The organism is Bacillus sp. PK6-026 (assembly GCF_054161455.1).
Genome location: NZ_CP096418.1, coordinates 4,286,650 through 4,300,459, shown reverse-complemented (window position 1 = coordinate 4,300,459; position 13,810 = coordinate 4,286,650). Strand labels below are relative to the sequence as shown.

Below are 13,810 nucleotides of genomic sequence, written 5' to 3'. Positions count from 1 at the left end.
CTTTCTAACCCCCGATAATATAAATATATGGAAAACGTGGCTAGTAGGCATCGAAGGAGTTGGTTAAATTGGCAATGACAATACCCGAATCAATACGAAGTTCAGCAACAGTGGGAGAACGGATTTTGTTTCGTACATTGAAAAACTATTTGCCTGATGATTATATTGTGTACTATGAACCTGAAATTCAAGGTGTCTGTCCTGATTTTGTTATTATAGGGCCGGATATGGGCTTGCTTGTGCTTGAAGTAAAGGATTATACGAAAAATTCGTTTTATAGGTTCACAAAAGATGACTGGCAGATTCGAAATGCGAGCGGCGACATGTGCAGTGTGAAGAATCCGTTAAGACAAGCAAGAGAGTATGCTTTTAAAATAGCTGATGTACTCCAAAAGGATAAGAGTTTAATTCAAACGGAGGGTAAGTATCAATTTAAACTGAAATTTCCTTATGGATATGGCGTTGTATTTACCAGATTAAATGAAATTCAATTGTTGGAAAAGCAAGTTTATCAAATAATAGATCCAGAGTTTATCTTGACTCGAGATCAAATTGATCCTGATCATGTAAACTTTTCAGAAGAATTGTTGATAGAAAAGCTGTTTCAAATGTTTCATGTGCAATTTCAAATGAAAACCTCTCTTACATATGAAGACATTAATACTATTCGATATTATCTTTTTCCGGAAGTGCGCATTGGAGCGGAGTTTGAACAATCTGTTCCATACCGTGACCAGCTTCTTTTATCGTTGCGGGACATTAAAACGATGGACTTGCATCAAGAGAATATGGCAAAGCAGATTGGTGATCAACACCGTATAATTCGCGGTGTAGCAGGAAGCGGAAAAACCTTAATTCTCGCAAGTCGTGCAAAGATACTGGCAAAAAACCACCCTGATTGGAAGATATTAATCCTCTGTTACAATATTTCATTAGCATCGAATATTACTCAAATGGTTCGTTCAATGTTTGCAGAACCGGATCATTTATTTGACTTTCAATATACTGAAGAAGGAAAAGCTGTTGAGTCTCGAGTTCCTGAAAGTATCCAAATTCGTAACTTTCACCAGTGGCTTAAGCAAGATCTAAAAATAAAAACGAATGAGTTTATGATTGATCAATATATTGAACAGCTGGAAAAAGGCGAGGCAATATCTCCGAAGTATGATGCCATTCTGATCGATGAAGGTCAGGATTTTGAAGGAAATTGGCTTCATTTGATCAGCCTGTGCCTGAGTCCGGAAACGAAATCCTTACTTTTGGTGGAAGACCGTGCACAATCTATTTACGGCAGGAAAAGGAGCTATATAAAAGATACAGGACTTGATTTTAGAGGAAGGTCAAAAATTCTAAACATCAATTACAGAAATACATCGCAAATTGTTTCCTTTGCTTGGGATTTTTATGAGAAGCATTCGGTTTTACAAGACAAAGTCAAACTAGGGCAGACAGAGAGCGTTGAGATTATTTCGCCAAAAAGTACAAAACGTAAGGGGCCTGAACCGGCATTGTTGAAATTTGATACGATTAACAAAGAAATGCAGGTCATTGCAAAACAAATTATGAATCTTCATGAAGAAAAGAAAGTGCCTTACTCGGAAATCGCCATTCTTTATCGAGTGAAACGGACGAATAAATTTAATGTTGTAAAAACTGTACAAAAAGCGCTCAAAGCGCAAAATATTCCTTTTAATTGGATAGCGGAAAATGAAGAAACGAAGCGCAGTTTTAACCCTGAGGAAGAGACAGTCAAAATCTGTACGATTGACAGCAGTAAAGGACTTGATTTTCAGGCTGTGTTTTTGGTCAAAGCTGATCTCATGCCGTTTCCACTTGAAGAAGATCAAGAACGGGAAGTATCACTCATGTATATCGGCATGACGCGTGCAAAGGAATTCCTGTATATTTCATATTCGGGGGCTTCGGAATATACAAATTATTTTGATGAACTGAAAGAGGAACAACACGATGAACAGGTATTACTGAAGTGAAAAATCGGGCTGTCGAGATATTCTCGACAGCCTCATTTATTTGACTGAAAACAACTATAGGGCTCCTTGTTTTCACTTATACCAGTCCGTATGAAACACGCCTTCCATATCCGTCCGCTCATACGTGTGAGCGCCGAAATAATCGCGCTGCGCCTGCAGCAGGTTTGCGTTTGAGTGGCCCGTCCGGTAGCCGTCGTAATAGGAGAGGGCGGTGCTCAGGCACGGGAATGAGATGCCTGAGCTGATGCCTTCGCAGACGACCTTTCGCAAGCCGGACTGGTATTCTTTTAGTTTTTCAGCGAAGTCAGGTGCGACCAGCAGGTTGGACAGGTCCGGCTGTTTGTCGAAAGCTTCGCTGATGAGATTTAAAAATTGTGCGCGGATGATGCAGCCGCCGCGGAAGATGAGGGCGATGTCCTTTAACGGCAGGTTCCATCCGTTCAGGTCAGACGTCATTTTATATTGAGCGAAGCCTTGGGCATAGGCGCAGACTTTCCCCATGTATAACGCCTGTCTGACGCGGTCGATCCACACGTTCTGATCCAGGGGCCGTTCTTCTGTTTCAGGGCCGGCCAATACGTTTTCGGCAGCTGTCCGTTCGTCTTTTAATGATGACAGGTAACGGGCAAACAGGGATTCCGTGATAATCGATGATGGAATGCCGTTGTCGATGGCCTGCAGGCTCGTCCATTTGCCCGTGCCTTTTTGGCCGGTTTTGTCGAGGATGACGTCGATGAGCGGAGCGCCCGTTCGCTCATCCTTTTTCCTCAGGATCTCTGCCGTGATTTCGATTAAATAGCTTTTCAGCTCTCCTTGATTCCACGTGTCGAAAATGTCAGCGATTTCATCTATCGGCAAAAGAAGCTTTTCTCTTAAAAATGTATACGCTTCAGCGATAAGCTGCATGTCTGCGTATTCGATGCCGTTGTGCACCATTTTGACAAAATGCCCCGCGCCTTTTGGACCGATGTAGACACAGCATGGATCTTCTTCTACTTGGGCGGCGATTTTTGTGAGAATCGGAGCTGCTTTTTCGTAGACGTCCCGATCTCCGCCGGGCATAATGGATGGGCCTTTTAAAGCGCCGACTTCGCCGCCGGAAATGCCGATTCCCAAGTAGCCGATACCTTTCGCTTTCAAACTGTCATATCTTCGTTCCGTATCTTCGTAGTGGGAGTTGCCGCCGTCCATGATGACATCCCCTTCTTCAAGCAGAGGAACGAGCGAGTCGATAACAGAATCAACCGGTTTGCCTGCTGTGACCATAAGAAAGATTTTTCTCGGTTTTTCTAAAGACTGTACGAAATCTTCAAGTTCATAGTACGGCTTGACTGTTTGGCCTCCCGTTTTTTGGACGAGTTGATCGGTTAAATCCCTTGTGTAGTTATAGACGGCGACTTGTTCGCCTTTGTTTGCCATGTTCAGGGCGATATTGCTCCCCATGACTCCCAGACCTATGACACCGATTGTATTGCGCATGTAATACCTGCTCCTTCATTTAAGACTTTTTTATACAAATAGGCTTAACAATAAAGTAAATCCTAATCCGGCCACCGCGATAATGGTTTCAAGCAGTGTCCAGGTGGCAAATGTTTCTTTCATGCTTAGTCCGAAATACTCTTTGAACATCCAGAAGCCTGCGTCATTGACATGGGAAGCGATTACACTTCCGGCCCCTGTTGCAAGCACAACCAGCGCAAGATTGACATCGCTTTGTCCGAGCATCGGAAGAACGAGTCCGGTTGTGCTTAATGCAGCAACTGTCGCGGATCCTAAGGAGATGCGCAGAATTGCGGCGATGACCCAGGCGAGCAAGATCGGCGACATGGCTGTTCCTTTGAATAATTCAGCTACATAGTCGCCTACTCCGCCATTGATCAAGACTTGTTTGAAGGCGCCGCCGCCCCCGATGATCAAGAGCATCATTCCGATTTGTGTAATGGCGGTTGAACAGGAATCCATCACTTGTTTGATCGGGATCTTTCTGGCGATCCCCATCGTATAGATCGCGACCAACAGGGAGATGACCATCGAAGTCGAGGCATTCCCGATTAAACGAACCGCTGCCAGCAGGCTGTTGTCTGCAAGGCCCATCGTTTCTTGAATAAGCGTAATAACAGTCGAAATAGACATGATAATGACCGGAAGCATAGCTGTGAAGACGCTGATGCCGAAGCCGGGCGTCTCTTCAAGCTTGAACGTTTTCTGCTCACCGAGTGAAGCGATGCTGCCCATTTTCTCAAATGATTGCGGGACGATTTTTTTCGCCAGTTTCGTAAATAAAGGTCCGGCCAAAAGAACGGTTGGAATTGCAACAATGATACCGTAGAGCAGCACTTCCCCGATATTGGCGCCGAGCTCTCCCGCGATAGCCGTCGGTCCCGGATGCGGGGGCAGGAAGCCGTGTGTGACGGATAAGGCCGCCGTCATTGGAATTCCAAGGTATAAAATAGATATCTTCAATTCTCTTGAAATGGCGAATACAATTGGAATCAATAATACCAATCCGACTTCGAAGAATAATGCAACCCCGATGATAAAGGAGGCGATGACGACCGCCCATTGGATGTTTTTCTCTCCGAATTTGTTGACGAGGGTCATCGCAATGCGCTGAGCGCCCCCTGAATCCGCGATCAGCCTGCCCAGCATGGCGCCGAGCCCGAAGATCAATGCGATATGGCCGAGCGTTCCGCCAAGGCCTTCTTCAATCGTTTTGACGATGTCGTCAAGCGGCATTCCAAGCGCCAATGCAACCCCGAACGATACGATAATCAAGGAAACAAACGTATTCAGTTTTAACCCCATAATCAAAAGCAATAATGCGACAATCCCGATTGCTACGATCAGTAATGGCATGATAACGCCTCCAATTCTCCCCTATTTTTTGCTGGATAAGCTTCTTTGATAATTTGCAATTTGTGTATATTCGTTTTCAAGTGCTCGAGATAAGTTGATAAAAAGCGGCATTAATTTTCTGTATTCTTTGGCCGATTCTTCTTTCGGCGCGTGTCTGTGCGTGCTTCCGATCATGTCGGAGACGACATCGAATGAATCGATTTTCCCTGTCGCGTACAGCCCCAAAATGCAGGCTCCGAGACAAGAGCTTTCATAGCTTTCCGGCACGACGACTTCCGATTCGAAAATATCGGCCATCATTTGCCGCCATACGTCAGACCTTGCGAAACCTCCGGTCGCCTGAATTCGGGCAACTGGACCGTCCATGCATTCTGTCAACGCCAGGAAGACGGTGTACAGATTGTAAATAACCCCTTCCAATGCCGCGCGAATCATGTGTTCTTTTTTATGCGACATGGTGAGGCCGAAGAATGAACCGCGCACATCCGGATTCCAGAGCGGCGCCCGTTCGCCTGCGAGGTATGGATGGAACAGCAGTCCGTCGGCACCCGGCCTGACGCGTTCGGCAATTTTGGTCAAGACATCGTACGGATCAATGCCGAGACGTTTTGCCGTTTCGATTTCTGATGATGCAAATTCATCTCTAATCCAGCGAAGGACGATCCCGCCGTTGTTGACTGGCCCGCCGATGACCCAATGATTCTCAGTTAAGGCATAGCAAAAGATTCTGCCTTTTTCATCGGTTTGCGGTTTATCGATAATCGTGCGAATCGCACCGCTTGTCCCAATAGTGACGGCGATTTCGCCTTTTTTAATCGCGTTGACGCCGAGGTTGGAAAGCACGCCGTCGCTGGCACCGATGACAAATGGCGTTTGCGGATCAATTCCCATCATCGCCGCCAGTTCCGGATTGCAGTGATGGAAAATGGCTGTTGTCGGAACGAGCTTTGATAGGTGGTCGGGTGTGATGCCTGCAATGGCCAGTGCTTCTTCGTCCCAGGCCAATGTTTTGAGATTCATCATTCCCATCGCCGAAGCTAAGGAGTAATCGACGACATATTGATCAAATAACTTTTTAAAAATATATTCTTTGATTCCGATATATTTTTTTGCTTTGACAGCGATTTCAGGATGCTCGTTTACAATCCATGTGATTTTGCTTAGCGGCGCCATCGGATGAATCGGCGTTCCCGTCCGTTTATAGACATTGTGCCCGTTCATTTCTTCTTTGATTTTATGAGCCCAGCCTTCGCTTCTGTTGTCTGCCCAAGTGATGCAGGAGGTGAGCGGCTTGTCGTTTTCGTCCATCGCAATCACGCTGTGCATCGCGCTGCTGAATGAAATGAATGACGGCTGTTTGTCAGGATGCTGCTGCATGATTTTCGCCGTTGACTGGATGACGGCCTGAAAAATCTCATCCGGGTTTTGCTCAGCGGTCGAGATGTCCGGTGTGTAAAGCGCGTAGCCGATGCTTTCCTTTTGGATCACGTCCCCTTTTTCACTGAATAAAACCGCTTTCGTGCTTGTCGTACCGATATCTATGCCTAACATATAACTAGTCATTTTCTTGTTCGGCCCCTTTCGCCAGCATTTGTTGCGACAGCCACAGATCTTCAACTTTACCTTGCACGTCATCGAAATTTTGATGTAGGGATTTAAGCATCAGATCCCTGTCTTTCGTTTTGATCGCTTTGATATAAAGTTCATGGTTATCGAGAATTCGTTCAAAGTCTTCGTATTTTTCTTTTAAGCGGGCCCGCATGGATAAAAGAATAAAGCTTTCCATCACAGGTTTGAGATTGTTCCATATCATCAAAATGTAAGAATGATTGATGGAGCGGACAATCGTTTCGTGAAATAAGACGTCTTGAAATGAGAACTCGTCGGCATCTTTGTATTTGATGGAGACTTTCATCATCTCCAATATTTTGCTGAGGTCTGTTACCAGTTCGTCGACATTGGCCCGTCCAAGCCGTTCGAATACGAATGTTTCCATCACCAGACGCACATCATAAATTTCTCCAATTTCTTTTTCGGTTAAACCGATGACAACGGCGCCCATCCGTTCCAAACGGATGATTTTTTCCGATGCCAGTATTTTTAAAGCCTCGCGGATGGGAGACCGGCTCACCGAGAATTCCGCAGCCAATTTATTTTCAGATAAAATGGTACCGCTTTCAATCAAGCCGGAAATAATGCGCATTCTCAGCTCGCATGCGACGCGAACACCTGTTGAAGCTCTTGAAAGCCACTTCTCCGGATATAAAAGATTTTTAGATTGGCTCATACACTCACCTTCCTAGTTATACGAGTATACTTGTATACAAGTATGATAACGCGATTATTTTGATTATGCAAACACTTTCATTTCAAATTTTCCGAAAAATTTTTTCCATTTATAAAACGATTTGTTTTGCCAATGCGCTCGAAATACTCCACTAAAGCAAAAAAATATAAAGGGAGCAGCTGCCCTTTATATTTTGACCATTTGTTTAACGATGAGTTTGAAGTCATGTTCGCTAATTTCTATGTGCCCAAATCGAAAGGAATAACCCCAGTGCCGTTTGTTTTTGATGAAAGAGAGGTTAGGAATGAATGGGTGGATCGGCGTTTCCCGGCATTTTAAAAAGTTGATCTTCCTTCTGTAAGGTGAGAATCCTTCTCCCGCATGAACCTTGTAAACTCTGTTATCACTCACTTCCCCTACAGCTGTAAACTTTTGATAGGGCGCATCATCTTTGAGATTTTGTTTTGGCGAGTAATAAATGATCCAATCATCGGGATTCATTCTTTTTAAAGGCGCCTCTTTTCCGTGGCAAAGTTGAGCAAAGCCTCCGGATACACCCTTCAAGACGTGATCGCGCGAAGCTACGCCGATCCAATACCTTCTTTTCATTCCATTCAGCATCCGCAAGCATCCTTGTCAGTATCCCCTTCGGTGCATGCTGACACAGGAAAATTCATTTCTCTCCATGCCGCGATCCCTCCGGTCAGCTCTTTCACTTGATAGCCTTTTTCTAATAAAAATTTAGCTGCTTTAGATGCCGTATTGCACCAGACATCCCAGCAGTACACAATGATTTCTTTATCTTTTGGAATATCCTCTAATCGATGAGGGAGATCGTGTTCAGGTATCGCTTGAGCACCTTTTATCGTCAAACTCCTGACTTCGCTTGGCCCGTTTCTTACATCTATTAAAAAATATTTTTCAGGGTGATCCTTTGAAGATTTAAAATAATCCATTGGACTAATGGTGGCTTCTAAACGTGCATTAAAAAAATCGAGTGAATTCATAGGGTATGCCTCCTAGTTTTTATACTTTTTCCATACTTTTAAAAGCAAATCTTTAAATAATTTTTTTTCATTGTCAGTCAGAGGGGATAAAACCTCATATTCTGTCTGTACTAAAACCTGTTTGCATGATGACAGTACATCGCTGCCTTTTTCAGTAAGGATTAGGCTGTATGCCCTGCGATCACTTGCGTTTTTTGTCCTTTCCACAAAGCCTGAAGCTTCTAAATGGTCAACATGGCTCACCATTGTCGTACGGTCGATCTGCAGTTGTTCAGAAATCAGTTTTTGAGAAGAAAAAGGGTTTTCTTCAATAAATACAAGTACTCCGAATTGCCTGGCATTCAAGCTATACGGAGCGAGAACATCAGCAAATTGATCCTCCATTTGCTGAAGAACCTTTCCTAGCAAAAATCCGTAAAATTGACTTAACTGTTTCAAAAATCATCACCACCTAAAATAATCACCAAACAATATAGTCAGTATAACTGATTATATTTTTGAACGCAAGCCTTCTTGTTTTCGTTTGTTAATTTAATTAATTAACCGTGGTACAATAAAACCTACGATATGGTGTAAATGGAGGATTTCACATGCAACGCGGTACATTTCAATTAATGAAATCGGTGAACAAATCGATCATTCTTAATAAAATCAGAACTTCAGAGCCGATTTCGAGAGCCGAGATCGCCAAGGAAACAAAGATTACCCCTCCCACGGTCTCAAGCATTGTCAAAGAGTTGATCGAACAAGGGCTCGTGAAAGAAAGCACGCTCGGCCATTCGAGCGGCGGAAGGAAGCCGACAATGCTGCACATCAACACAGGTGCCTATTATGTCATTGGCATTGATGCCGGGCCTGAGACGGTGGAGTGCATCTTAACCGATTTAGCCGGAGGGATACTGCAGCGGACATCCAGCCTGCTGAAAAAACCGCTGACAAACGAGATGTTCATTGATGTTTTAAAAGAAAATGTTTATGCGATTTTGGGACGGGCCGATGTCAATCAGGAAAAGATCATCGGGATCGGCATCGCAATGCACGGGGTCGTCGATGCTGAAACAGGAATGTCACGCATCGCCCCGATTTTAAACCTAACCAATATTCCCATTAAAGATGTGCTGGAACAAGAATTCAACTTAACGGTCAGAGTTGAAAACGATGCCAGGGCGATGGCGCTTGGCGAATCGTGGTTCGGCGGCCGCGATGATGCAGGCGGCAGTATGGCGGCCGTAAACATCGGCCGCGGTGTCGGTGCGGGGATTGTCATCAACGGAAAACTGTACCATGGAGCGGAAGGAATCGCAGGGGAACTGGGCCATATGATCATTGATATTAATGGAGAAAAGTGCGAGTGCGGCAACCGGGGCTGCCTGCAGACGATTGTGAGCGGTAAAGCGATTGCCAAGCGGGGAAACAAACGGTTAAAAGAAAGTCCGGACAGCCTGACAGCCAAAGATTTGTTTGAAATGGCCGAGAACGGCTGCCAAACGTGTATCGAACTCTTTCGGGAAACCGGTGTGATGATCGGAATCGGGCTGACCAACTTCATTCATCTTGTCAATCCGGGCAAAATCGTGCTGGGCGGCGGAGTGATGAAAGGCGGGAGGTTCATATTGCCGGCGATACGAGAAACGATACAGCAGAAAGCCTTAACAGCCGAAGCGAGGCAGACAGAGGTGACGATAACGAAGCTCGGCGATGAAGCGACGCTTTACGGAGCCGTTTCATTGCTGTTGGCGGAGCTGTTTGATCCGGTGTTAAAATAAGCCTTTTTTTCGCCTGTTTTAACACCGGTGAAGCCTTACCCCTGACGATTGACCGTGTGGATGAAGCGCATGAAAGCTTCGCGGTTTTTGAATACCCCGGCATCCTCAAGGGCTTTAACAAATTTCCGGCCAAGTTCTTTTCGTACAATTGATTCAGCATGCTTCGGCCCGGACAGCTCTCCGTATTCGGTTTTGAGCTGTTCGGCCCATTCCCGGTGATGCGCTTCAACGGCATCTGACTGACCGAGCAGGAATTCTTGGACACCTGCCAGTTCGGTCTTTAAGCGGGGAGGAAGAACGGCCAGGCCCATCACTTCGATTAAGCCGATATTTTCTTTCTTAATATGGTGAACGTCAGCATGCGGGTGGAATATGCCGTATGGATGCTCGGCAGATGTCCGGTTGTTTCTGAGCACAAGGTCGATTTCAAAAACACCGCTCATGTTTCTTGCAATAGGCGTAATCGTGTTATGAGGCGTTTCACCAGTAAAAGCCGTAATATCCGCTTGTTGATCCGAGTAGTTTTTCCAAGTCTGAAAAATATGATCCGCCGCATCGACAAGGCTGTTGATCGCCGTTCCTTTCAAGCGGATGACAGACATCGGCCATTTTAAAACAGAGGCTTCGATGTCCGGATGCTGTTTGATTTGAAAGGAGAACGCGTCTTCTGCGCGCGTCATCGCAAACTCATATCGTCCGGCTTGATAATGGTCATGGCTTAAAATAGACCCGCCGACGATCGGCAAATCGGCATTCGATCCGATAAAATAATGCGGAAACAGCTCTGTAAAAACAAGCAGCCTGTGAAAGGCAAGCTTATCAATTTTCATCGGCCGATGCTGCTCAGAAAATAAAATGCTGTGCTCGTTATAGTAAGCATATGGAGAATATTGAAAATACCAGTTTTCTCCGGCGAGCGGGACTTTAATAATCCTGTGGTTCGCCCGGGCGGGATACCCGATTCGTCCTGCATACCCTTCATTTTCTTTGCACAGCAGGCACGTCGGATAGCTGCGTGCTCGTTTTGCAGCGGCGCGCTCCCGTTTGATTTGCTCAGGGTCTTTTTCCGGCTTTGACAAATTGATCGTAATATCCATTGTGCCGTAAGGTGTATCTGCCTGATACGAAATATTTCTTTCAATTCGTTTTGTCTGGATATAGTTGCTGTTTTTGCTGAGCTGATAAAAATAGGCGGTCGCCTCCAGCGGCGATTGCTCGTATTTTTGCTGAAACACGGCATTGATGACAGAAGGTCTTGCAACAAAGCAATTCATCACATTTGCCGCCAGCATGTCTTTCGCGTCTGCGTCGTCGGTTATGACGCCGTGTTCAATTGCATAAGCGGCGAGTCTTTCCAAAAGGTCGGGGATGGAGTCGCCGGAAGCCGCAGGGGCTTCTTCGGGAAACGAGTCCAGACCCAGCAGGTTCATCACTTGGTTGCGTGCGTAGTTCACGTCATCCGGTTCGATTAACCCTGTTTCAAGCGCTTTTTGAATGAGTCCGGCTATGTCTGGTTCAATCATGTTGACACTTCCTTCCTGTACCCGTTTGGATGTGATGAATGCCACTTCCAGGCGTCTTCAATGATCTTTGCTACAGAAGTGCGCGAAGGCCTCCAGCCCAGGACTTGCTTTGCTTTGTCAGAGCCGGCAATCAGGATGCTCGGGTCGCCGGCTCTGCGCTTGCCGATCTCGGCGGGAATGTCTTTGCCGGTGACCTTTCTCGCCGCATCAATCATTTCTTTCACCGAAAATCCTTCGCTGCTGCCGAGGTTGAATATATCGCTTTTGCCGCCTTCTCTTAAATAGTCCAAAGCCGACAGATGAGCGTCAATCAGGTCTTCGACATGAACATAGTCGCGGATGCACGTGCCGTCGGGCGTATCATAGTCATCCCCAAAAATCGTAATATGCGGTCTTTGTCCGAGAGCGGTTTGCAGGATGATGGGGACCAGGTGTGTTTCCGGATGATGGTCTTCTCCGATCTCTCCCGTTTCCCTTGCTCCTGCGACATTAAAGTACCTGAGAGACACAAAGCTGACTCCATGGGCTTCTTCAGTCCGCTTCATGAGCTTCTCCATGATCAGTTTCGTTTCCCCGTAGGTGCTTGTCGGCCTCGTCGGCATGTCTTCTGTGATCGGCACCGATTCAGGCTCTCCGTAGACGGCCGCCGTCGAGGAGAATACGATTTTTTTCACATCGTGCTCAAGCATCGTCTGAAGCAAAACCTGTGTCCCGGATACATTGTTGTCGTAGTATTTAAGCGGATCTTTCATTGATTCGCCGACAAGTGAACTGGCGGCGAAGTGGATCACTTCTTCAATACGTTCCTTTTCGAAAACAGTGCGGAGGAAGTCGCGATCGCGCACATCCCCTTCATAAAAGACTGCCGCAGGATGTACGGCCTGTCTTTGGCCGGTCTCAAGGTTGTCAACGACAACGACGGTTTCGCCCCTGTCCAATAATTGATACACGGCGTGTGAACCGATATAGCCGGCACCGCCCAAAACCAACACACTCATATCCATTCCCCTTTCTATATTTCTTTGGCGCCGTCGCCTATCGCCGCAGTATAAAATGCGGCATCATAGCCAACCGTTTCGCGGTAGACGGCATTCACGCGTTCTTTAAAGCTGTCTGTCCGGTCTTTTTCTACAATCGCAATCGCACAGCCGCCGAACCCGGCGCCGGTCATGCGTGCACCCAGGACGCCGTCTTGTTCCCAAGCCACCTGGACAATGGTATCAAGCTCCAGCCCTGTCACTTCATAATCATCCCTTAAAGACATATGAGATTCATTCATCAGCTTGCCGAACCCGGCGAGATCGTCCCCGCGAAGTTTCCCCAGCGCTTTCAGCGTCCGGGCATTTTCGTACACCGCATGCTTGGCGCGTTTTCGATTAATTTCATCTCGGATGAGGTGCTGATGAGCTTCAAATGCTTCCGCCGTCATTTCGCCCAGACTTGCAATCGATAACTCCTGCTGCAGATCGCGGAGCGCCTCTTCGCATTGGGCCCGCCTTTCATTATATTTAGATCCGGCCAGCGTCCGCTGTTTGTTTGTATTGATGATGATCACATCGTGTTCCTTCAATACGAAGGGAGCGTATGTGTAATGAAGTGTTTGGCAGTCTAACAAAATCGCGTGATCCTTTTTCCCCATGCCGATCGCAAATTGGTCCATAATGCCGCTGCCTACGCCGATGTATTCGTTTTCGACTTTTTGTCCGAGCTTAACCATGGAGATCGTGTCTGTCTGCAAACCATAAAGCCCTTTTAAAAGAACGCCTGTCGCAAGTTCAATCGATGCGGAAGAAGAGAGGCCCGCCCCGTGCGGAATATTTCCGTAATACAAAATATCGGCGCCGTGAACGATTTGGTGGCCTGCTGCTTTCATCAAAAGGAACATTCCTTTCGGATAGTTGGCCCAGCCGTCAGACCGGTCAAAGGCTAAATCGCTCAAGCTGCATTCAATTATGCCTTTGTCAGGGAAGTTCTTTGAATAGAAACGAATCATTTGATCATCTCGTTTCACGCCAAGGGCATAGGTGCCAAATGAAATCGAAGCGGGGAAAACATGCCCTCCATTATAATCCGTGTGTTCGCCGATTAAGTTGATTCTTCCCGGAGCAAAAAAGGTTCGCGGTGTCTGTTCTGTCTTAAAAATAGAGCGAAAGTCGTTTGATAAAGCGGCTGCAGTATTCATATATCCTCCCATTCGTTTGACGTGCAGACTTAATAAATTAATTTAATTAAGTTTAACCCCAGTTTACTACGGGTTTTCAATTGGTGCAATAAAAAGTGTTTTTTCAAATGAAACGTTTTCATGTAAAATCCTTATTGGCGGGGATAGGGCAATCAGCACTTGACTTTTACAAAAATCAACGTTAAATTAGTAAAATAT

The 13,810-nt window shown here is 46.0% G+C and carries 12 protein-coding genes; 2 read left to right on the top strand and 10 right to left on the bottom strand.

Annotated elements, in window-relative coordinates; translation table 11 throughout:
- Positions 1-68 precede the first annotated feature (68 nt).
- On the top strand, positions 69-1,991 hold the full coding sequence (locus M1D59_RS21785; protein WP_231005401.1) for a 3'-5' exonuclease: 1,923 nt from the start codon (positions 69-71) through the stop codon (positions 1,989-1,991).
- Between the two features lie 72 nt (positions 1,992-2,063).
- Here the strand turns inward: M1D59_RS21785 and gnd are convergent, their stop codons facing one another.
- The 7 genes from gnd to M1D59_RS21750 all read right to left on the bottom strand — a co-directional run bounded on the left by gnd (position 2,064) and on the right by M1D59_RS21750 (position 8,579).
- Entirely contained in the window at positions 2,064-3,470 is a 1,407-nt protein-coding gene (gene gnd / locus M1D59_RS21780) for a decarboxylating NADP(+)-dependent phosphogluconate dehydrogenase (RefSeq protein WP_458117696.1), read from the bottom strand.
- A gap of 30 nt (positions 3,471-3,500) precedes the next feature.
- The gene (locus M1D59_RS21775; protein ID WP_023856844.1) at positions 3,501-4,847 is read right to left on the bottom strand and encodes a GntP family permease; all 1,347 of its coding nucleotides are present in this window, start codon (positions 4,845-4,847) and stop codon (positions 3,501-3,503) included.
- A gap of 21 nt (positions 4,848-4,868) precedes the next feature.
- Positions 4,869-6,410, bottom strand: coding sequence for a gluconokinase (gene gntK, locus M1D59_RS21770; RefSeq protein WP_020453586.1), 1,542 nt, complete (start codon positions 6,408-6,410; stop codon positions 4,869-4,871).
- A complete protein-coding gene (locus M1D59_RS21765; RefSeq protein ID WP_020453585.1) occupies positions 6,403-7,134 on the bottom strand; it encodes a GntR family transcriptional regulator in 732 nt (243 codons plus the stop codon). The genes gntK and M1D59_RS21765 overlap by 8 nt, the downstream gene beginning before the upstream one ends.
- 186 nt (positions 7,135-7,320) lie before the next feature.
- Positions 7,321-7,755 (bottom strand): EVE domain-containing protein, encoded by a 435-nt coding sequence (locus M1D59_RS21760; RefSeq protein WP_020453584.1) that lies wholly within the window; start codon positions 7,753-7,755, stop codon positions 7,321-7,323.
- Positions 7,749-8,141 carry a rhodanese-like domain-containing protein gene (locus tag M1D59_RS21755; protein ID WP_146873690.1) on the bottom strand — a complete coding sequence of 131 codons (393 nt, stop codon included), beginning with the start codon at positions 8,139-8,141 and terminating at the stop codon, positions 7,749-7,751. Before M1D59_RS21755 ends, M1D59_RS21760 begins: the two co-directional genes overlap by 7 nt.
- 12 nt (positions 8,142-8,153) lie before the next feature.
- Entirely contained in the window at positions 8,154-8,579 is a 426-nt protein-coding gene (locus tag M1D59_RS21750) for a MarR family winged helix-turn-helix transcriptional regulator (protein ID WP_020453582.1), read from the bottom strand.
- A gap of 152 nt (positions 8,580-8,731) precedes the next feature.
- Here M1D59_RS21750 and M1D59_RS21745 point away from each other — a divergent pair, with 152 nt between their 5' ends.
- On the top strand, positions 8,732-9,907 hold the full coding sequence (locus M1D59_RS21745; protein WP_458117695.1) for an ROK family transcriptional regulator: 1,176 nt from the start codon (positions 8,732-8,734) through the stop codon (positions 9,905-9,907).
- A gap of 35 nt (positions 9,908-9,942) precedes the next feature.
- On the opposite strand, the gene galT is transcribed toward M1D59_RS21745, so the two are convergent.
- The 3 genes from galT to M1D59_RS21730 are packed head-to-tail and all read right to left on the bottom strand — an operon-like array spanning position 9,943 to position 13,612.
- Entirely contained in the window at positions 9,943-11,430 is a 1,488-nt protein-coding gene (galT, locus tag M1D59_RS21740) for a UDP-glucose--hexose-1-phosphate uridylyltransferase (protein ID WP_023856847.1), read from the bottom strand.
- Complete coding sequence (gene galE / locus M1D59_RS21735; RefSeq protein WP_025810522.1) at positions 11,427-12,428, bottom strand: UDP-glucose 4-epimerase GalE; 1,002 nt, start codon at positions 12,426-12,428, stop codon at positions 11,427-11,429. The genes galT and galE overlap by 4 nt, the downstream gene beginning before the upstream one ends.
- A gap of 14 nt (positions 12,429-12,442) precedes the next feature.
- Positions 12,443-13,612: a galactokinase gene (locus M1D59_RS21730; protein WP_023856849.1), complete on the bottom strand. Its 1,170-nt coding sequence runs from the start codon at positions 13,610-13,612 to the stop codon at positions 12,443-12,445.
- Between the last annotated feature and the right edge of the window lie 198 nt (positions 13,613-13,810).